The 19,551-nt window shown below is 51.7% G+C and carries 19 protein-coding genes and 1 tRNA gene; 5 read left to right on the forward strand and 15 right to left on the reverse strand.

Going from position 1 to position 19,551, the window contains the following annotated elements; all coding sequences use genetic code 11:
- Nucleotides 1-274: 274 nt before the first annotated feature.
- The 5 genes from BEB54_RS23395 to luxS all read left to right on the forward strand — a co-directional run bounded on the left by BEB54_RS23395 (nt 275) and on the right by luxS (nt 3,917).
- A tRNA-Arg gene (locus tag BEB54_RS23395) sits at nt 275-351 on the forward strand.
- A 280-nt stretch (nt 352-631) separates the two neighbouring features.
- Complete coding sequence (yqaB, locus tag BEB54_RS23405; RefSeq protein WP_032184973.1) at nt 632-1,198, forward strand: fructose-1-phosphate/6-phosphogluconate phosphatase; 567 nt, start codon at nt 632-634, stop codon at nt 1,196-1,198.
- Nucleotides 1,195-1,623, forward strand: a complete 429-nt coding sequence (locus tag BEB54_RS23410; protein WP_001287462.1) for a YqaA family protein — start codon at nt 1,195-1,197, stop codon at nt 1,621-1,623. Before yqaB ends, BEB54_RS23410 begins: the two co-directional genes overlap by 4 nt.
- A 72-nt stretch (nt 1,624-1,695) precedes the next feature.
- Nucleotides 1,696-3,252 carry a glutamate--cysteine ligase gene (gene gshA, locus BEB54_RS23415; protein ID WP_000611789.1) on the forward strand — a complete coding sequence of 519 codons (1,557 nt, stop codon included), beginning with the start codon at nt 1,696-1,698 and terminating at the stop codon, nt 3,250-3,252.
- Nucleotides 3,253-3,401: 149 nt separating this feature from the next.
- Nucleotides 3,402-3,917, forward strand: coding sequence for an S-ribosylhomocysteine lyase (gene luxS, locus BEB54_RS23420; protein WP_001130208.1), 516 nt, complete (start codon nt 3,402-3,404; stop codon nt 3,915-3,917).
- A 44-nt stretch (nt 3,918-3,961) separates the two neighbouring features.
- On the opposite strand, the gene BEB54_RS23425 is transcribed toward luxS, so the two are convergent.
- The 15 genes from BEB54_RS23425 to nrdH form a co-directional block, all read right to left on the reverse strand.
- Entirely contained in the window at nt 3,962-5,074 is a 1,113-nt protein-coding gene (locus BEB54_RS23425; protein ID WP_105282297.1) for an AAA family ATPase, read from the reverse strand.
- The gene (locus tag BEB54_RS23430) at nt 5,071-5,778 is read right to left on the reverse strand and encodes an RNA ligase family protein (protein WP_088542227.1); all 708 of its coding nucleotides are present in this window, start codon (nt 5,776-5,778) and stop codon (nt 5,071-5,073) included. The genes BEB54_RS23425 and BEB54_RS23430 overlap by 4 nt, the downstream gene beginning before the upstream one ends.
- 257 nt (nt 5,779-6,035) lie before the next feature.
- Complete coding sequence (emrB, locus tag BEB54_RS23435; RefSeq protein ID WP_012599898.1) at nt 6,036-7,574, reverse strand: multidrug efflux MFS transporter permease subunit EmrB; 1,539 nt, start codon at nt 7,572-7,574, stop codon at nt 6,036-6,038.
- A 16-nt stretch (nt 7,575-7,590) separates the two neighbouring features.
- Nucleotides 7,591-8,763 (reverse strand): multidrug efflux MFS transporter periplasmic adaptor subunit EmrA, encoded by a 1,173-nt coding sequence (gene emrA / locus BEB54_RS23440; protein ID WP_001295175.1) that lies wholly within the window; start codon nt 8,761-8,763, stop codon nt 7,591-7,593.
- 126 nt (nt 8,764-8,889) lie between these two features.
- Nucleotides 8,890-9,420 carry a multidrug efflux transporter EmrAB transcriptional repressor EmrR gene (gene emrR, locus BEB54_RS23445; RefSeq protein WP_000378442.1) on the reverse strand — a complete coding sequence of 177 codons (531 nt, stop codon included), beginning with the start codon at nt 9,418-9,420 and terminating at the stop codon, nt 8,890-8,892.
- A 90-nt stretch (nt 9,421-9,510) separates the two neighbouring features.
- Nucleotides 9,511-9,846, reverse strand: coding sequence for an L-valine transporter subunit YgaH (gene ygaH / locus BEB54_RS23450; RefSeq protein WP_000119745.1), 336 nt, complete (start codon nt 9,844-9,846; stop codon nt 9,511-9,513).
- Nucleotides 9,836-10,573: an L-valine exporter subunit YgaZ gene (gene ygaZ / locus BEB54_RS23455; RefSeq protein ID WP_000445658.1), complete on the reverse strand. Its 738-nt coding sequence runs from the start codon at nt 10,571-10,573 to the stop codon at nt 9,836-9,838. The genes ygaH and ygaZ overlap by 11 nt, the downstream gene beginning before the upstream one ends.
- 123 nt (nt 10,574-10,696) lie before the next feature.
- Nucleotides 10,697-11,881, reverse strand: a complete 1,185-nt coding sequence (locus tag BEB54_RS23460; RefSeq protein ID WP_105277762.1) for an MFS transporter — start codon at nt 11,879-11,881, stop codon at nt 10,697-10,699.
- A gap of 191 nt (nt 11,882-12,072) precedes the next feature.
- Nucleotides 12,073-13,065: a glycine betaine/L-proline ABC transporter substrate-binding protein ProX gene (proX, locus tag BEB54_RS23465; RefSeq protein WP_001216531.1), complete on the reverse strand. Its 993-nt coding sequence runs from the start codon at nt 13,063-13,065 to the stop codon at nt 12,073-12,075.
- Nucleotides 13,066-13,122: 57 nt separating this feature from the next.
- A complete protein-coding gene (proW, locus tag BEB54_RS23470) occupies nt 13,123-14,187 on the reverse strand; it encodes a glycine betaine/L-proline ABC transporter permease ProW (protein ID WP_000774978.1) in 1,065 nt (354 codons plus the stop codon).
- Nucleotides 14,180-15,382, reverse strand: a complete 1,203-nt coding sequence (gene proV, locus BEB54_RS23475) for a glycine betaine/L-proline ABC transporter ATP-binding protein ProV (RefSeq protein WP_000985494.1) — start codon at nt 15,380-15,382, stop codon at nt 14,180-14,182. The genes proW and proV overlap by 8 nt, the downstream gene beginning before the upstream one ends.
- A gap of 355 nt (nt 15,383-15,737) precedes the next feature.
- Nucleotides 15,738-16,697 carry a class 1b ribonucleoside-diphosphate reductase subunit beta gene (nrdF, locus tag BEB54_RS23485; protein WP_105277763.1) on the reverse strand — a complete coding sequence of 320 codons (960 nt, stop codon included), beginning with the start codon at nt 16,695-16,697 and terminating at the stop codon, nt 15,738-15,740.
- A 9-nt stretch (nt 16,698-16,706) separates the two neighbouring features.
- On the reverse strand, nt 16,707-18,851 hold the full coding sequence (gene nrdE / locus BEB54_RS23490) for a class 1b ribonucleoside-diphosphate reductase subunit alpha (protein WP_105277764.1): 2,145 nt from the start codon (nt 18,849-18,851) through the stop codon (nt 16,707-16,709).
- Entirely contained in the window at nt 18,824-19,234 is a 411-nt protein-coding gene (gene nrdI / locus BEB54_RS23495; RefSeq protein ID WP_000080947.1) for a class Ib ribonucleoside-diphosphate reductase assembly flavoprotein NrdI, read from the reverse strand. Before nrdI ends, nrdE begins: the two co-directional genes overlap by 28 nt.
- Entirely contained in the window at nt 19,231-19,476 is a 246-nt protein-coding gene (gene nrdH / locus BEB54_RS23500; protein ID WP_001223227.1) for a glutaredoxin-like protein NrdH, read from the reverse strand. The genes nrdI and nrdH overlap by 4 nt, the downstream gene beginning before the upstream one ends.
- Nucleotides 19,477-19,551 lie beyond the last annotated feature (75 nt).

Genomic DNA, 19,551 nt, shown 5'->3' on the forward strand with positions numbered 1-19,551 from the left:
CATCCGTAGCTCAGCTGGATAGAGTACTCGGCTACGAACCGAGCGGTCGGAGGTTCGAATCCTCCCGGATGCACCATATTCTCCGAAATCTTCAGCAATGAAGATATCGAAGAGGTAGCGGAATTAACCGCAGGCACCAGGAAGGATAACGTTGCGCCAGCAACGGCCCGAAGGGCGAGCCGCAAGGCGAGTAATCCTCCCGGATGCACCATCTCTTATTTGATATGGCTTTAGTAGCGGTATCAATATCAGCAGTAAAGTAAGTTCTCCCGATGCATCCGTAGCTCAGCTGGATAGAGTACTCGGCTACGAACCGAGCGGTCGGAGGTTCGAATCCTCCCGGATGCACCATATTCTCCGTAATCTTCAGCGATGATGGTATGGAAGAGGCGATGGTAATCACCGTCTGCTCCAGGGAGGATAACGTTGCGGCAGCAACGGCCCGAAGGGCGAACGGCAGTGAGTCATCCTCCCGGATGCACCATCTTCTCCAAAAAATCCCCTTCAAAAATATTTCATTTCTAAATAACTATTTTATCCATTTCCTGAATATTCTTCTCCTTCGCCATCAGCGACAAAATCAAGCAATTACGCTAAAGTAGCGTCATATTTTTCGACTTGCGAGAAGACCATGTACGAGCGTTATGCAGGTTTAATTTTTGATATGGATGGCACAATCCTGGATACGGAGCCTACGCACCGTAAAGCGTGGCGCGAAGTATTAGGGCACTACGGTCTTCAATACGATGTTCAGGCGATGATTGCGCTTAATGGCTCGCCCACGTGGCGCATTGCTCAGGCGATTATTGAGCTTAATCAGGCCGATCTCGACCCGCATGCGCTGGCGCGTGAAAAAACAGAAGCAGTCAGAAGCATGTTACTCGATAGCGTCGAACCACTCCCCCTTGTTGAAGTGGTGAAAAGCTGGCACGGACGTCGACCAATGGCTGTAGGAACGGGGAGTGAAAGCGCCATCGCTGAGGCACTGCTAACGCACCTGGGATTACGCCGTTATTTTGACGCCGTCGTTGCTGCCGATCACGTCAAACATCATAAACCTGCGCCAGACACATTTTTATTGTGCGCGCAGCGTATGGGCGTGCAACCAACGCAGTGTGTGGTCTTTGAAGATGCCGATTTCGGTATTCAGGCGGCCCGTGCTGCAGGCATGGACGCTGTGGATGTTCGCTTGCTGTGAGTGAAGCTTTATCGCTTTTCTCGTTGTTTGCCAGTAGTTTCCTCAGCGCTACACTATTACCCGGTAATTCCGAAGTCGTGCTGGTTGCAATGTTGCTTTCCGGGGTAAGTCATCCCTGGGTTTTAGTTTTAACAGCAACAATGGGTAATAGCCTTGGAGGGTTAACTAACGTTATCCTTGGGCGTTTCTTTCCATTGCGTAAAACATCGCGCTGGCAAGAGAAAGCTACCGGCTGGCTGAAACGCTATGGTGCAGTCACGCTATTATTAAGCTGGATGCCCGTGGTTGGCGATTTACTGTGTCTGTTAGCGGGATGGATGCGCATCTCCTGGGGGCCAGTAATCTTTTTTTTGTGCCTTGGTAAAGCGTTACGCTATGTTGCAGTTGCAGCAGCGACCGTTCAGGGCATGATGTGGTGGCACTAATTGTAGGCCTGCACACATGGTCACCATTACAGTTATGCTAATTAAAACGATTTTGACAGGCGGGAGGTCAATTTGATCCCGGACGTATCACAGGCGCTGGCCTGGCTGGAAAAACATCCTCAGGCGTTAAAGGGGATACAGCGTGGGCTGGAACGCGAAACTTTGCGTGTTAATGCTGATGGAACACTGGCAACAACAGGTCATCCTGAAGCATTAGGTTCCGCACTGACGCACAAATGGATTACTACCGATTTTGCGGAAGCATTGCTGGAATTCATTACACCAGTGGATGGTGATATTGAACATATGTTGACCTTTATGCGCGATCTGCATCGTTATACGGCGCGCAATATGGGAGATGAGCGGATGTGGCCGTTAAGTATGCCATGCTACATCGCAGAAGGTCAGGACATCGAACTGGCACAGTACGGCACTTCTAACACTGGACGCTTTAAAACGCTGTACCGTGAAGGGCTGAAAAATCGCTACGGCGCGCTGATGCAAACCATTTCCGGCGTGCACTACAATTTCTCTTTGCCAATGGCATTCTGGCAAGCGAAGTGTGGTGATATCTCGGGCGCTGATGCCAAAGAGAAAATTTCTGCGGGCTATTTCCGCGTTATCCGCAATTACTATCGTTTCGGTTGGGTCATTCCTTATCTGTTTGGCGCGTCTCCGGCGATTTGTTCTTCTTTCCTGCAAGGAAAACCAACGTCGCTGCCGTTTGAGAAAACTGAGTGCGGTATGTATTACCTGCCGTATGCGACCTCTCTTCGTTTGAGCGATCTTGGCTATACCAACAAATCGCAAAGCAATCTTGGTATCACCTTTAACGATCTCTACGAGTACGTAGCGGGCCTTAAACAGGCAATCAAAACGCCATCGGAAGAGTACGCAAAGATTGGTATTGAGAAAGACGGTAAGCGGTTGCAAATCAACAGCAATGTGCTGCAGATTGAAAACGAACTGTACGCGCCGATTCGTCCAAAACGTGTGACCCACAGCGGCGAGTCGCCTTCTGATGCGTTGTTACGTGGCGGCATTGAATATATTGAAGTGCGTTCGCTGGACATCAACCCGTTCTCGCCGATTGGTGTAGATGAACAACAGGTGCGATTCCTCGATCTGTTTATGGTCTGGTGTGCGCTGGCTGATGCACCGGAAATGAGCAGTAGCGAACTTGCCTGTACACGCGTTAACTGGAACCGGGTGATCCTCGAAGGTCGCAAACCGGGCCTGACGCTGGGTATCGGCTGCGAAACCGCGCAGTTCCCGTTGCCGCAGGTGGGGAAAGATTTGTTCCGCGATCTGAAACGCGTGGCGCAAACGCTGGATAGCATTAACGGCGGCGAAGCGTACCAGAAAGTGTGTGATGAACTGGTCGCCTGCTTCGATAATCCCGATCTGACTTTCTCTGCCCGTATCTTAAGGTCTATGATTGATACTGGTATTGGCGGAACAGGTAAAGCGTTTGCTGAAGCGTACCGTAATCTGCTGCGTGAAGAGCCGCTGGAAATTCTGCGTGAAGAGGATTTTGTAGCCGAGCGCGAGGCGTCTGTACGCCGTCAGCAGGAAATGGAAGCCGCTGATACCGAACCGTTTGCGGTGTGGCTGGAAAAACACGCCTGACAGAAAAGAAAAAGGCCACTCGTGAGTGGCCAAAATTTCATCTCTGAATTCAGGGATGATGATAACAAATGCGCGTCTTTCATATACTCAGACTCGCCTGGGAAGAAAGAGTTCAGAAAATTTTTAAAAAAATTACCGGAGGTGGCTAAATGCCGTTGTTAGATAGCTTCACAGTCGATCATACCCGGATGGAAGCGCCTGCAGTTCGGGTGGCGAAAACAATGAACACCCCGCATGGCGACGCAATCACCGTGTTCGATCTGCGCTTCTGCGTGCCGAACAAAGAAGTGATGCCAGAAAGAGGGATCCATACCCTGGAGCACCTGTTTGCTGGTTTTATGCGTAACCATCTTAACGGTAATGGCGTTGAGATTATCGATATCTCGCCAATGGGCTGCCGCACCGGTTTTTATATGAGTCTGATTGGTACGCCAGATGAGCAGCGTGTTGCTGATGCCTGGAAAGCGGCAATGGAAGACGTGCTGAAAGTGCAGGATCAGAATCAGATCCCGGAACTGAACGTCTACCAGTGTGGTACTTATCAGATGCATTCGTTGCAGGAAGCGCAGGATATTGCGCGTAATATCCTGGAACGTGACGTACGCATCAACAGCAACGAAGAGTTGGCGCTGCCGAAAGAAAAGTTGCAGGAATTGCACATCTAGTCAATTGAAGAGGCCGGGCAGGTGATATCACCGCCCGGTTTTTATTACCTGTCAGTCACCCGATATTCCACGCTATGTGCTTCATCAGGTTGAGGAACTTCCAGCCTTGAGGCCATCCGCATCACGACCGCTTCAGGAACGGCATACTCGCGCCTGGCATTTTGCTGCTTCCATTGCGCCCACGGTACTTCCAGATAAACGATTTTTACTCGTGCACCGTAAGCCGTAAACAGACTGATGAGCTGGCTACGCAACTGGCGGGTAATGTTCGTTGCATTCCAGATGAACGGCTTCTTCTGGCGTAAAAAAACGCGCGCTTCTTCTTTTGCCTGTTGCACAATACGCCCGGTGGCGGTTTTGTCGTCCGGACTGGCATTGATTCGCCGCCGCATATCATCAAGGCTGATAACGTTCACTCTCTGGCACTGTTCACTGATAAAGCGATCTTTGCCCATACCCGGTAAACCACACAGCAAAATAACCTCAAAAGATTCAGCCTCCCAGGGAACAAAATCAGGAGAACTTTGTTCATGGGTCAGGTAATGCCAGCGTGCGGAATCCGAAGCGAATGAACGCACTTTTCCCCAGCATTGTTGCTCCTGGCAAAATAGCTTGAACAGATCGATGCGTTCCAGCATTGATTGCTGATCATGACAATGGCGACCAAGCAGATCGGCACGAGCAAGCAAAGCGAGCAGACGCGTGTCGATACGCATTGCAGCCGTGAGCAGCAAACGCTCCGGTTCCGGACGTTCCAGTAACCATAGCGGTAACCCATGCAGACGCACCAGTGCAACAATTTGCTCGCGTAGCACGAACGGTGTCGGGATATCGCGCCATAAAATTTGTCGGGCCGTCAATTCACCCCGACGAGCATGACCAGGGGACTGAATACGTCCGTTTTCCTGCACGGTAGTACTGCGCTTTTCAACGTCATGCAATAACGCCGCCGCCCATAAAATTTCCTGCTGCTGAGCGGGGAGTTGCTGAAACTCAGCCATCGCAACGAGTGCGTTCAGCACCATTTCAGTATGCACACCAACGTCGCCTTCACCATGATGCTCCGGGTCTTGCGGCGTGTTATGCATATCCTCAACCCAGCTAAAACGCTGGCGTAGCGTCGACCAGCGTTTGTCGTCGGTAAGTTGCCAAATCATGACTGTTCTCCATAAGCGAACTCATGGGCCATCCGCGCCCGTCGCCAGTGGCGTTTCCAGTGCTCGGTGGTTTTGACATGATTTTTGCGTACATACTTGAAGACGTTATGCGAAAAGTCAGCGACGGAAAACGCATCACTATTCCGGCTGACAATGCCTTCCAGCGTACAGGGTTGCCCGGTTTGCGTATCCCAGGGATCGAACGCGCCGCGCGCATTGGTCAGCGCCAGAAAATCACGTTGCCAGCTTTTTTCATCATTCCCCGGCTGCGGGCCGGAGATTTCGGGAACGCAGGGGAAATCAAACAGAGCGGCGTAAAACTGCACCTCTTCCCAGCTCAGCCACATATCCTGGCAGCGAACGGCAAACAGATAAAAATCCTGCTCCAGGGCGCGATATTCAATCGAATGAACGGCATAAAGATTTTCACCAAACAACTCCAGATCGCCGAGATCGTTTTTCAGCGATTGCCAGCGTTGGCGAATTTTATAGGTCCATGCCGATTCCGTTGGCGCGGCATGGGAACGGGCAAACACGCCGAAGCGATTAAGACAGTTATTTTCGCCGTCGAGTTTTTCAGTATGTACCAACTGCGAAATTGCCTGCATATCTTGCCAGTAACTGGCGTTAATGCGGTCATCGCTGGTGGTGCCAGGGGAGAAGGGATAATGCCAGGTTCTCCCGTATTTACGTTGGATAATCATAATAATCCATTATTTTGTGTGTAATAAATGTACGCCCGCGTGGGTGCGAGTTATGGGGTTAAAAGAAAAATGTGAGTATCACCCGCGAAAGCGAGGGCGAAGAAAAAAGAGAGTTAACAACCTGAGCGAATGCTCAGAACCGATTAATGGTGAATGGAAGAGTTTGGGGCGGCGAAAAGATACACCGTTTGAGATGATAAAACAACCGTTTACAGAATGAGCAAATAAAAAGGGAGCCGCAGCTCCCTTTGACAACCTTAGTGCGCACCGCCTCCGCCGCCACCTGCGCCAAATGGCGGTTTAGCAAACCACACCAGCCCCAGCAGGACGAGGAATATCCCGGCTGACATCCAGAAGATCTCATTGGCGGAAATAATCAGCCCCTGATTAGTGATCTGCTGGGCAATCCAGCCTGATGCCTGTTGTTGCGTCATCCCCAGCCCTTCCAGTTGGCTGTACATCGCCTGAGCGTTCGGGTTAAACGGGTTTACCGACTCGGTTAACTGTGCGTGGTGCATCGACTCGCGGTTGGTCCACATAGTCGTCGTAATGGACGTGCCGATAGATCCCGCCAGCGTTCGCGTAAAGTTGGAGAGACTCGATGCCGCCGCCAGTCGTTCCGGTGGCAAACCGGACAGCGTAATGGTGGTCAGCGGCATAAAGAAGCAGGCCACCGCGAAGCCCTGGATAAACTGCGGCCAGGCCGACGCACCAAAATCCATACCCGGTTCAAAGGTATAGGCACGCCAGTAGAAGCAGACGGCATACATAATAAAGCTGAAGGTTACCAGCCGCCGCATATCCAGTTTATGCGCGAAGCGGCCGATAATCGGCGACAGGATCACCGGAATAATCCCTACCGGCGCAGAGGCAAGCCCCGCCCAGGTTGCTGTATAGCCGTAGACTTCTTGCAATAACTGCGGCAGCAGAACAATCGCGCCGAAGTAAAGCATATACGCGAGGCTGATACACAAACAGCCGATAGTGAAGTTGCGCGATTTAAACAACGACAGATCGACTATCGGATTATCGTCAGTTAGTTCCCAGACAATGAGGAAGCTGATAGCCACCACCGCCACCACGGTGAGGATGATTATTTCCTGCGATGAGAACCAGTCCAGCTCTTTACCACGGTCGAGCATAATCTGCAGGCTGCCGATACCAATCACCAGCAGTGCCAGCCCCACGGCATCAATCCGCCGCCGTTCGGTGCGGGTTTCGCGTCCGCGCAGGGTTTGCAGTGTCATCAACACCACCGCCACGCCAATCGGCACGTTAATGAAGAATATCCAGCCCCAGTGGTAATTATCGCTGATATAACCGCCGAGGATCGGGCCGCAAATTGGCGCGACAATCACCGTCATCGACCACAACGCCAGCGCGATCGAGCGTTTTGCTGGCGGGTAGTTATTCAGCAATAGACTTTGCGAAAGCGGGATCAACGGCCCGGCGACAATTCCCTGAATCACGCGGAAGAAGATCAGCATATTCAGGCTGCTGGAGACACCACACGCCCACGACGCAATAGCAAAGGCGATGGTCGACCAGAGGAACAGCTTCACTTCCCCAACGCGCTTTGCCAGCCAGCCGGTAAGCGGGATCGAGATGGCATTCGCCACCCCGAAAGAAGTGATTACCCACGTTCCCTGGCTGAGCGATGAGCCCAGATTCCCGGCGATAGTGGGGATCGCCACGTTAGCAATGGTGGAGTCCAGCACCTGCATGAATGTCGCTAGTGACAGCGCAATCGTCATAATGACCAGTTGCGCGCCTTCCAGCGGTTTTTGCTGTTGCATCACACGCACCTCTGGATTAGCCAGCGTTAGCTTTTACGATATCGTCGATCAGTTTATTGACAGGTGCCAGGCTGATTTCACGCGCGGTGCTTACCGCGACCGGTGTGGAACGTACTTTATTTGCCAGTACCTGACCGTCACGGTTAGTGGTATTGACGCTCACCAGCGTGGATAAACCGATACGCAGCGGGTATTGTTCCAGCTGTTTCTGGTCCAGTTCAATACGAACAGGCAGACGCTGAACGACTTTGATCCAGTTACCGGTGGCGTTTTGCGCCGGAAGCAGCGAGAACGCGCTACCTGTGCCCATATCCAGACCAACCACTTTACCGGTGTATTTCACATCATCGCCGTAAATATCGGTGGTGATGGTGACCGGCTGACCGATACGCATATTGGCAATCTGCGTCTCTTTAAAGTTGGCATCCACCCACATATTGGTGGCTGGAACGACCGCCATCAGCGGCGTCGTTGGGCTAATTTGCGCCCCAGGCTGTACTGCTCGGCGGGAGACATAACCGGTCATCGGACTGACAATACGGGTACGCTCCAGCGCCAGCCAGGCGTTACGTACTTCGGTGGCAGCCTGTTGCACGGCAGGCTGATCTTCCAGTTTAGTCCCCAGAATCATCGCCTGATTGGCATTGTATTGTTGAATGGCGACATCCAGTTGCGCCTGGGCACTGGTCACCGCGTCGCGGGCGTGTTGCAGCTCTTCGCGACCAATCAGGTTGGCATTGCCCAGCGGCACACGGCGGTTGTAGTCGCTTTGTGCTTTCGCAAGGGCGATTTTCTGCACCTCAATATTCGCCTGCAACTGTTTGCTGTTAATCATCAGCTGGTGGGTTTGGCGCACGCTGGAAGCCAGTGCCGTTTTGGCTTTTTCAAACGCCTGGCGAGCATCTGTCGGGTCGAGAGTGACCAGCACATCGCCTTCTTTTACAAAATCGGTGTTATCGGCCCAGACTTTCGTCACGCTGCCAGACACCTGAGACATAATTTGAATCTGATTCCCTGCCACATATGCGTCATCGGTTTCTTCGAAATGACGCAGTACCAAAAACCAATAAATCCCTATCGCTACGGCAATAATTATAAAGAGCAAGGTGAGAAGGAGGAGCAGACGCTTACGTTTGCCGCTCTTCTTTACCGGTTGCTGCGGGGTTTGAGTCTCCGCATTTGCGCTCATATTGTTCTCCACGATCTTCTTAACTCATCGGCTGAGCCGACCTGCTTGCCAAAAAGGCCAGCATGTTGCGATGCTGGCCAGTCATTTTTTCTTTTATAAATCTGGATTTTTGAGCGAGATGACGCGTTAGCTCATCGCTTCGAGAACCACACCGTCTTGTTCCATCTGGTCGAGACGGGAGAGCAATTTGCGGGTGATTTGCTCGAGCTGATCTTTTTCTGTTGTGCTGAGCGCGGACCAGAGTTGATGCAGGCAATTATGCTGCGGTGGTAAAACCTCGCGCAAAAACTCGTGACCTTTTTCCGTTAATTGCAGATGCAGGCAACGACGATCGTTATCGCTTTCACGACGTTCGATCCAACCGCGTTTTTCCAGTTCATCGGCAATACGCGTCGCGTTGGTACGGGATGATCCAAGAGCACAACTCAATTCAGAAGGCTGAATACTGTGGTTTTCCTGAGACTCCAGCGTAATCAACGCCATAAACAACGTCTCGTTAATCCCCTGAGCCTTCAGCATTTTATTGCGGTTCTCCAGCAGCTTGCTTTGCATATGCATGCAAAGACGGGTCAGAAGGATCTCCTGATAAGGAAAATCTTCGTGGCGGCTGGCGCGAAATTTTAGCATTTGTTCAATGGGCGTAAACGAACTATCCATTTGGGTATGACCTCATTAATTTCAGCCGATATAGTAACGACAGTGACAAATAAAGTAAATGTATTGTTTTAGAAAAATGATTCTTGTGGGTTATATAATCGCCATCACTTTCCAGGCGAGCCCATAGGCCAGCGCACTAAGCAGTGTTGGGATGATAATGCTGCGTGTTTTATAGAAACTGGCACCCAGTACCGCGAAGCCGACCAGAGTGGGCACGAAACGGCGTGTATCGTGCATCACTTCTGGTGCGGTAGAGACAACCAGCAGAGCGCATATCGAGGCGATGCCAATGGTGTCGAGCAATATGCCTATCGCGCCACGTTTGGTTGGGCGGGCATTACCCACACGCAGGCGCAGCGGCAAATAGCGGAAGCAATAATTCGCCGCGCCAACCAGTAACCCAAGCAGCAGAACCTCATAGCTCATCGGGCGCTCCTTGCCAGAATGCCTGGATTAACGCAGTGAGGCAGCCACAGACAATGCCTGCCAGAATGGCGACGGGAATAGAAAATAGCGTTACGCCTGCAAGGGCACCAACTAACGCTGCGGTAACGCAAAGAGATTGTTTGCGCTGGAAAGAGGCGAGCAGGAAACTCATAAAGAGTGCCGGAAGCATAAAACCTAATGCTGCTTCAACGGCGGGATATCCTTGCAGCAAGCCGCTGCCGGAGAATGCCCCTATTACCGTACCAAATACCCACGATGACCATGAACTGAAGGCAATGCCGATCATCCAGTTCTCGCTCCAGCGGCGATTATTGCGTACCAGTTTTGCGGTTGCGGCGGCAAAAACCTCATCCGTCAGGCCAAACGCCCACAGGGCGGTTTTCGATTTTTGCAGACGCTGAATAATACGGCTACGCAGTGACGGGCCATACAAAACATGGCGAACATCCATTGCCATGACGGTCAGTGCAGCAACCCACAAACTACTCCCGGCTGCCAGCATCGCGGTAATGACGAACTGGCTCGCGCCTGCATAAATGATGCAGGAGAAAAAAACGCTTTCGAGAGGAGAGAATCCCAGACGGGTCGCATTCAGACCGAACGCAAAGGCCACCGGAATATAACTAATAACAATCGGTAAACTGTCTTTGCATCCTTCCATGAAGGTCGCCGAACCAGGAGCAGGCTGTGGAGTAGGGCTTTCCATAGAGTGTACGCTTAACGACTGTTAATATTATAAATAGACTGAATGAATATCTTAACCTTATCAGACTGATGGGCTTCTTAACACCCTTATAAGTGTAAAGCCACGAAAACGGTTGCTGATTGCTTAAATTGCGGCTTCCTGACGATGAAAACCTCGCCACCAGACCAGTAAGTTAACCAGGGCAATCGTCGCGCCAGCCAGACAAACGCCAGCCCAACCGCCATGTTGCCAGGCTGAGGCTGAAATTAGCGAACCGGCAGCACCGCCAATAAAGTAGCTGGTCATGTAACCTGCGGTCAGGCGATTACGCGCATCAGGGTATATTCGATAAATTACCGTCTGGTTAGTGATATGCACGCCCTGCACGGTGAGATCCAGCACCAGGATGCCGATAATCAAGGCCAGTACGGAAGTGTGGCCAAACCAGATAGCAAGCCATGAAAGTAACAGCAGCAGCAGACCGAAAGTTGTGGTGTGGTGCGATTTGCCCTTATCGGCAAAACCGCCCGCCGGACGAGCGCCCAACGCTCCGGCAGCTCCCGCGAGTCCAAACAGACCAATGACGCCATCGCTGTAGTTAAAAGGTGGAGCGGCGAGCAAAAAGGCCATTGAGGTCCAGAGAATGCTGAAGTTGGCAAAGGTCAGGCAGCCCAGCAACGCGCGGGTGCGCAGAATTTTATCGCTGATAAACATACTGAAAACGGAACCTAACAACTGTGGATAGTTGAGGTGGGTTTCTGATTTCATCTGCGGCAGGCCGCGCCATAACGCCAGCGCCATCAGTGCCATTAATACCGAGGCAACCCAAAAGACGGTGCGCCAGCCGCCGAGGTTTGCCAGCAACCCGGCAACGGTTCGTGCCAGTAAGATCCCCAACAGCAGCCCGCTCATAATGGTGCCGACCACTTTGCCGCGTTTGTCCGGTGAAGCCAGCGTTGCTGCCAGCGGAACCAGAATTTGTGCCACGACCGAGAATAAACCGGTTAATGCCGTACCGAGGATCATCATCGCCAGCGACTGACTGCTGGCGGTAATCAACATACCGCCCGCTGCCAGTAAGGTCATCGAGACAATCAGGCGGCGGCGTTCAAACATATCACCGAGGGGAACAAGAAACAGCAGACCTGCGGCATAGCCCAACTGCGCGGCGGTAACAATAAAGCCCGCCGAACTGGCGGAAAGGGAAAAGTTACGCGCGATGGTGTCGAGTAATGGCTGGGCGTAATAGTTACTGGCTACCGCCAGACCGGTGGCGATAGACATCAGCACGATCAGTGCCGGGCTAAGCTCATGATTAGGTTTAGTCATTATTTTTGTTCATCAGGTGATGATTAATCTGGAAATCAATAATAGCGGATGTTGATGAATATGGGATGAAAGATAGATTGTTGAAATGTGCGGTGTGGTTTGCAGGCATGATAAGACGCGGCCGCGTCGCATCAGGCATTGTGTACAGAGCGGCGGATGAGGCAAAAGCGCCTTATCCGCCCGAATAAAAATTACTTCTGCGCTGCCAGCGCCTCATTCACCCAGCCATCGAACTGCTGCTGGTGGGCTTTGATCCAACCATCAACGTGGCCCTGAATATCGCCTTCTGAGGCTTTGCCGTCATGCATAATGGCGTTCTGGGCGTTAATATCTGCCACTGGCAACTGCATAATGGCAAACAGTTTCGCTGCCGCCGGGTTTTTCTCGGCCCAGGCTTTGTTGGCAACGATATGCATGGTGCTGACCGGGAAGCCGTAATTCGCACCATTCGGCAGCTTGGTGTCGGCATTTTTATCACCCGGCAGTGCGGAGAACGGCACCTGCAACCAGACCACATCTTTCCCCGGTTTCAGTTCGTTACTCACCCAGTACGGCGTCCAGGTGTAGTAAAACACCGGCTTACCCTCTTTGTAACGACTGATGGTGTCAGCCATCATCGCTGCGTAGTTCCCCTGATTATGCGTCACGGTATTGGTCAGTCCATACGCGGCAAGCTGGTGGTTGATCGCACCTTCGCAGCCCCAGCCTGGGTTACAGCCGGTTAAATCCGCTTTACCGTCGCCGTTGGTATCGAACAGTTTGGCGATCTTCGGATCTTTAAGTTGCGCGATGTTGGTGATTTTGTACTGGTCGGCGGTTTTCTTATCGATCAGGTAACCCTGTGCCGCGCCGTTAACGAATACCCCTTCACGATAAAATTTCTTATCGCCACCGGCAGCTTCGTACATGTTGTCATGCAGCGGCGTCCAGTTCACCGCAGTAAAGGTTGCATCGCCGGAAGCAAGTGAGGTGTAGCCAACGTTGTAATCCACTTCGCTGGGTTTATTGACGGTATAACCTAATTTCTCCAGTGCACGACTGACCAGCAGCGTCTGGAAGGTTTCTTCAGTGATGGTGCTCTGAACTGGATTAACAGTAATACCTTTGCCCGGCAGATCGGCAGCAAAAGTTTGTGTAGAGATAAGCGTGGCAAACGCTGTCGCAAAAAGTACGCTATGTCGCATTGTTATTCCTTTTTTTGGCAGGGTGAAAATGCCCGGCGTCACCGGGCAAGTGCAGAGTTACTTAATGAATGGGCGGGTCAGCAGACCGACAGGGCCAGTGGTGTACCAGCGACGGTTGCCGCGACTGCGTGAGTCGCGCCCAACGGCCTGCGTCAGGCGGTCGAGGATAATGGCGAGGATCACAATCCCGACGCCGCCAACGGTGGCAAGGCCCATATCCAGACGACCGATACCGCGAAGTACCATCTGACCCAGCCCACCGACGGCAATCATCGAGGCAATGACCACCATAGAAAGGGCCAGCATCAGCGTCTGGTTAACACCCGCCATAATGGTCGGCATCGCCAGCGGTAACTGAACTTTGAACAGCATCTGCCGCGGGCTGGCACCGAATGAGCGCGAGGCTTCAATTAAATCCGCCGGAACCTGGTTAATACCAAGAATAGTCAGACGGATAATCGGTGGCAGAGCAAAGATGATCGTCACCACTACGCCCGGCACGTTGCCGATACCAAACAGCATGACAATTGGCACCAGATAAACAAACGCTGGCGTGGTCTGCATGGCATCAAGCAGTGGACGAATAATTTTCGCCGCTCGTGGACTTCTCGCCAGCCAGATCCCCAACGGCAAACCGATGACGATACAGAACAGCAGGGCGGTTAACACCAGCGCCAGAGTAACCATTGCCTGTGACCAGGCACCGATTGCGCCGATGGCAATCAGCGAAACCAGCGTCGCCACGCCCATTCCGACACCGGAAATTTGCCAGGCGATGAGAGCGAAAACGATAATCGCCACCGGTGCGGGCATACCCAGCAGCAATTGCTGGAAACCGTTAAGGATGTAATCGACCGGAACGCGAACGCCCTGGAAGACGGGACGGAAATGGGTAACGACCCAGTCGATCCCTTCAGTGACCCAACTGTCGAGCGGGATCAGCGTTTTATGGAACGGATCGAGAATATTAAAATGCTCGACGTTTGGTGCAGGCGTACTGGTCAGCCAGTCAGCGCCACCGCCGTCAGTCGGTGCAGTCGCCGGTGTACCCCAGGCGTCTGCGGATTGTGCGGCACTGTCCGCCGCTGGCGTGGTATCCCACGGATTATTTTGATCAGCCATTATTTACCCCCTCACGATCTAAAGCGCGCAGCAGCATTCCTTTCGAAATAATGCCGACATACTGTTGGTCCTCGTCGACCACGGGCACCGCACAGGGCGCTTGTCCGACATGAGAGAGCAACTCGCTAAGAGGCGTTTGCGCATCGACCGCTAACGGCGCATCAATCAGCGCCGCATCAAGACCTTGCTGCTGCGTTAACGCGGTTTTAAGCGAATCGATAGACACTGCGCCGACAAACTTATTACCACGTTCGATGACGTAGCCATATTCGCGATCTTCATCCTGCAATAATTTCAGTGCCGAACGCGGGCCGAAGCCGGGGGTTTTACGAATTAAGCCGTTCGGTGTACGACGGGCAATATCTTTCGCACTGAACACCTGGCTAATATCGACGCCACGGAAGAAGGTACGAACATAATCATTCGCCGGATTATTAAGAATTTCATCCGGTGTACCAACCTGCACCACTTCACCATTTTGCATAATGGCAATTCGGTCACCAATACGCATAGCTTCATCGAGATCGTGGGAAATAAAGACAATGGTGCGCTGATGTTTCGCCTGTAATTTTACCAGCTCATCCTGCATCTCGGTGCGAATTAATGGATCGAGCGCCGAGAAGGCTTCGTCCATTAATAATATATCCGGATTAATCGCTAACGCGCGGGCTAATCCCACACGTTGACGCATCCCGCCAGAGAGTTCATCCGGGTAGCTGTGGGCATAATTTTCCAGCCCGACCTGACGCAGTGCATCAAGGGCTTTTTCCCGGCGTTCTTCGGCATTAATTCCGGCCAGTTCCATACCGAACGCAGTATTGTCCAGCACGGTCATATGCGGCATTAAGGCAAAGGACTGGAAGACCATCGCAATCTTTTTTCTGCGCACCTCACGGAGTTCGGCGTCGGATATTTTGGCAATATCCACACCATCAATCAGCACTTGCCCGCGGGTGGGTTCAATCAGGCGATTGAGAAGGCGTACCATTGTGGATTTACCCGAACCGGATAATCCCATGATGACAAATATCTCGCCTTCTTCAATGGCCAGACTGGCGTCTTTTACGCCAAGCGATAGCCCGGTTTTTTCCAGAATTTGTTCTTTTGAAAGTCCTTGTTCGATATATTTGAACGCTCGCTGAGGATGCTCGCCAAATATTTTATAGAGATTTTTAATTTCTAATTTAATTGCCATGCAATAGAAAGATTCCTGTTATTTGTTTATGTCGATACATTACCCAATGGAAATAGTCACTTTTTTCTACCCTAACATACTGAGAATCTGAGGCAACCCCTGATGGCAAATGTGGCATGAATATTGATGCGAGCAAATCGCCGGAATTTCCCATGATATAAGGGCTGAGAGCAAATCGAGAAAGTTGATATTTTTTTGTCATAGATAGCGAAAAAACGCCTGAATATTGTGGTTTCAGGCGAATAATGCAACAGAGTATCAGTGTAGATCACCACAAAATATTTGCGTGATAAAAAGCTATTTGGCGGGAATTATTTCCCTACTGTGGTTGGTGATATTTTTGAAAATAACACCCTCAGAAATTCCAGTCTTCATCTTCTGTTTCGACCGCTTTTCCCATCACATATGAAGAGCCTGAACCGGAAAAGAAATCGTGATTTTCATCGGCATTCGGCGAAAGCGCGGCGAGGATTGCCGGATTCACTTCCGCCATTTCTGCGGGAAATAATGGTTCGTAGCCCAGATTCATCAACGCCTTATTGGCGTTGTAACAGAGAAACGCTTTCACATCGTCAGCCCACGGGGTTTCGGCGTACAGCTCATCGGTGTATTGCAACTCGTTGTCATAGAGTTCCAGCAACAAATCGAAGGCGAAACTCTTCAATTCTTCACGTCGTGCCTGGGAGATCTTTTCCAGGTTTTTCTGATATTTATAGCCGATGTAGTAACCGTGGACTGCTTCATCCCGGATAATCAGACGGATCAGGTCTGCGGTATTGGTTAGCTTTCCGCGGCTGGAAAAATACATCGGCAGCCAGAAACCGGAATAGAACAAAAATGATTCAAGAAACACACTGGCGATTTTCTTTTTCAGCGGATTATCACCGCGATAATGTTGCTGAATAATCTGTGCTTTTCGCTGCAACGGCGCGTTTTCTTCACTCCAGGCGTAGGCGGCATCGACATCTTTGGTCTGGCACAGCGTCGAGAAAATCGAACTGTAAGAGCGGGCATGAACCGCTTCCATAAAGCTGATATTCGATAAAACCGCCTCTTCATGGGGCGTGAGTGCATCGGGCATCAGCGAAGGTGCGCCGATAACATTTTGCAGCGTGTCGAGCAGCGTCAGGCCAGTAAAAACGCGCATCGTCAGTTGTTGTTCTACGACACTTAATGTCTGCCAGGCGGGAATATCGTTCGATAGTGGCACCTTTTCTGGTAGCCAGAAATTGCTGGTCAGGCGGTTCCACACCTCCAGATCTTTATCGTCAGATATCTTATTCCAGTTGATGGCGCTGATACGTGAGAGTTTCATTGATATTCCTTAAAGCGCGCAGGAGACGCAGCCTTCAATTTCAGTGCCTTCCAGCGCCATCTGACGCAGGCGGATGTAGTAGAGCGTTTTGATACCTTTGCGCCAGGCGTAAATCTGCGCTTTGTTGATATCGCGAGTGGTGGCGGTATCGGGGAAAAACAGTGTCAGCGACAGCCCCTGATCGACATGGCGAGTCGCTTCGGCGTAGGTGTCGATGATCTTTTCTGCGCCGATTTCGTAAGCGTCCTGATACAGCGCCAGATTCTCGTTAGTCATAAACGGGGCAGGGTAGTAAACGCGTCCTGTTTTGCCCTCTTTGCGTATCTCTACTTTCGCCACAATCGGATGAATACTCGACGTGGCATGGTTGATATAAGAGATGGAACCGGTTGGCGGCACCGCCTGGAGATTTTGGTTGTATATGCCATAGCGCATCACGTCGTCGCGCAGTTGCGCCCACATTTCGCGGGTAGGTAACGTGATGCTGCTACGAGCAAACAACTCGCCAACTTTCGCCGTTTTCGGCTGCCAGTTCCCTTGCAGATATTGGCTGAAATATTCACCATTGGCATAGCGTGACTGTTTGAACCCGGCGAAGGTTTCACCGCGTTCGCGCGCCAGCAACATTGAGGTACGCAGCGCGTGCCAGGTGATGGTGTAGAAATAGAGATTGGTGAAATCCAGTGCTTCCGGCGAACCATAGGCGATGCCTTCTCGCGCCAGGTAACCGTGTAAATTCATCTGCCCCAGACCGATAGCGTGTGAGGCGGCATTTCCGGCTTCGATGGACGGCACGCTGCGAATATGACTCATATCTGACACCGCAGTTAAACCGCGTACGGCGATCCCTACCGTGCGGGCAAAATCGGGGGAATCCATGGTGTGGGCAATATTCAACGAACCTAAATTGCAGGAAATATCATGGCCTGTGCGGGCATAGTCGAGATTCTCGTCATACTCTGAGGCGCTGTTAACCTGCAAAATTTCTGAGCAGAGATTGCTCATATTTATGCGCCCGGCGATAGGGTTAGCACGGTTAACCGTGTCTTCATACATGATGTAGGGATAGCCGGACTCAAACTGGATTTCTGCCAGTCGCTGGAAGAAATCACGGGCGTTGATGTATTTTTTGCGGATTCGCTCATCGGCAACCAGTTCGTCATAGTGTTCACTGATGGCGATATCGGCAAACGGCTTGCCATAAACACGCTCAATGTCATAGGGCGAAAACAGTGCCATCTGCGCATTCTCTTTTGCCAGATGGAAGGTGATATCCGGGATAACCACGCCCAGCGACAGTGTTTTAATGCGGATTTTCTCGTCGGCATTTTCCCGCTTTGTATCGAGAAAACGCAGAATATCGGGATGATGGGCATGTAAATAGACTGCGCCAGCACCCTGACGCGCGCCGAGCTGGTTGGCATAGGAAAATGCGTCCTCCAGCATTTTCATCACCGGAATCACGCCAGAAGATTGATTTTCAATACGTTTAATTGGCGCGCCCGCTTCCCGCAGATTCGACAGCAAAAATGCCACGCCGCCGCCGCGTTTCGACAGTTGTAGTGCGGAATTTACTGCCCGGCCAATCGACTCCATATTGTCTTCAATACGCAGCAAAAAACAGGAAACCAGTTCGCCACGCTGCTGTTTACCGCAGTTGAGGAATGTCGGTGTTGCAGGCTGAAAGCGTCCTGACAGCATCTCATCGGTCAGTTGCGTCGCCAGTGTTTCATCGCCTTGTGCCAGCGTCAGCGCCACCATCGTGACTCGATCGGCAAAATCTTCCAGATAACGCTTACCGTCGAATGTCTTCAACGTATAGCTGGTGTAAAACTTCCATGCTCCGAGGAATGTCTGAAAACGAAAACCGCTGGCGTGTGCGTGGGCAAACAGCGTAATGACAAAATCGCGAGAGTAGCGATTAAGGACGCTTTCATCATAGTAACCTTCGTTGACCAGCCAGTTCAGGCGCTGCTGCTGGCTACTGAAGGTCACCCTGTTAGGGCGCACATGCGTCGCCATAAAGGCGTCAACGGCCTGGCGATCTTTATCGAACTGAATGCGACCTGCGCTATCGTAAAGGTTAAGCATCGCATTCAGGGCGTGGTAATCCATTGTTTCCTGCGTCAGGCGTTCTGCGGTTGTCGTTGCCAAAATTCGGTTACTCCTTTACGAACGTTTTCGATATCGCTTTGCGTACCCATGAGTTCAAAGCGGTACAGCCACGGCACGCCGCATTTCCGGGCTATCACATCTCCGGCACGGCCATACGCCTCACCAAAGTTGCGATTACCCGAAGCAATAACGCCGCGAAGCAACGCCCGGTTGTGCTCGTCGTTTAAAAAGCGAATTACCTGTCGTGGCACCGCGCCAGCCGTACCGCCGCCGCCGTAAGAGGGCACGATCAGGATGTAAGGCTCGTCTACCTGAATCCGTTCCCGCTCATTGAGCGGGATGCGCACCGCGGGCAGTCCTAAACGTTCGATAAAACGCTGCGTATTTTCGGAGCTGCTGGAAAAGTAGACGAGTTGGCTCATGCACTGGCCGCGTGTGGCGCTGGATGCAGACGATTGATCATGTCCGGGCGGAAACCAGACCAGCTAAGATCGCCTGCAATCACTACCGGCAACTGACGAAAGCCCTGAGCACGTAACGCTTCCGCCGCTTCAGGAACGCGATCGACATTAATCATTTCAAAATCAAAGCCCCGGTTTTCCATCGCCCGTTTGGTGGCGTGGCACTGAACGCAATCGTTACGAGTGTAAATAGTAATGCGCATGATTCGTATTTCCGTTTAAAATGAAGATACGGCGCGATGATACGCGTCGGGTTGTCTCTCTGTTGATACAGAGAT

It is taken from the genome of Escherichia sp. MOD1-EC6021 (assembly GCF_002965245.1).
Lineage (GTDB): Bacteria > Pseudomonadota > Gammaproteobacteria > Enterobacterales > Enterobacteriaceae > Escherichia > Escherichia coli_F.

Bases quoted from the DNA above. Each gene is read 5' to 3' on its own strand.
- yqaB (WP_032184973.1), top strand. From the start codon at position 632: ATGTACGAGCGTTATGCAGGTTTAATTTTTGATATGGATGGCACAATC.
- luxS (WP_001130208.1), top strand. From the start codon at position 3,402: ATGCCGTTGTTAGATAGCTTCACAGTCGATCATACCCGGATGGAAGCG.
- BEB54_RS23425 (WP_105282297.1), bottom strand. From the start codon at position 5,074: ATGATTTGGCAACTTACCGACGACAAACGCTGGTCGACGCTACGCCAG.
- BEB54_RS23430 (WP_088542227.1), bottom strand. From the start codon at position 5,778: ATGATTATCCAACGTAAATACGGGAGAACCTGGCATTATCCCTTCTCC.
- emrB (WP_012599898.1), bottom strand. From the start codon at position 7,574: ATGCAACAGCAAAAACCGCTGGAAGGCGCGCAACTGGTCATTATGACG.
- emrA (WP_001295175.1), bottom strand. From the start codon at position 8,763: ATGAGCGCAAATGCGGAGACTCAAACCCCGCAGCAACCGGTAAAGAAG.
- emrR (WP_000378442.1), bottom strand. From the start codon at position 9,420: ATGGATAGTTCGTTTACGCCCATTGAACAAATGCTAAAATTTCGCGCC.
- ygaH (WP_000119745.1), bottom strand. From the start codon at position 9,846: ATGAGCTATGAGGTTCTGCTGCTTGGGTTACTGGTTGGCGCGGCGAAT.
- ygaZ (WP_000445658.1), bottom strand. From the start codon at position 10,573: ATGGAAAGCCCTACTCCACAGCCTGCTCCTGGTTCGGCGACCTTCATG.
- BEB54_RS23460 (WP_105277762.1), bottom strand. From the start codon at position 11,881: ATGACTAAACCTAATCATGAGCTTAGCCCGGCACTGATCGTGCTGATG.
- proX (WP_001216531.1), bottom strand. From the start codon at position 13,065: ATGCGACATAGCGTACTTTTTGCGACAGCGTTTGCCACGCTTATCTCT.
- proW (WP_000774978.1), bottom strand. From the start codon at position 14,187: ATGGCTGATCAAAATAATCCGTGGGATACCACGCCAGCGGCGGACAGT.
- proV (WP_000985494.1), bottom strand. From the start codon at position 15,382: ATGGCAATTAAATTAGAAATTAAAAATCTCTATAAAATATTTGGCGAG.
- nrdF (WP_105277763.1), bottom strand. From the start codon at position 16,697: ATGAAACTCTCACGTATCAGCGCCATCAACTGGAATAAGATATCTGAC.
- nrdI (WP_000080947.1), bottom strand. From the start codon at position 19,234: ATGAGCCAACTCGTCTACTTTTCCAGCAGCTCCGAAAATACGCAGCGT.
- nrdH (WP_001223227.1), bottom strand. From the start codon at position 19,476: ATGCGCATTACTATTTACACTCGTAACGATTGCGTTCAGTGCCACGCC.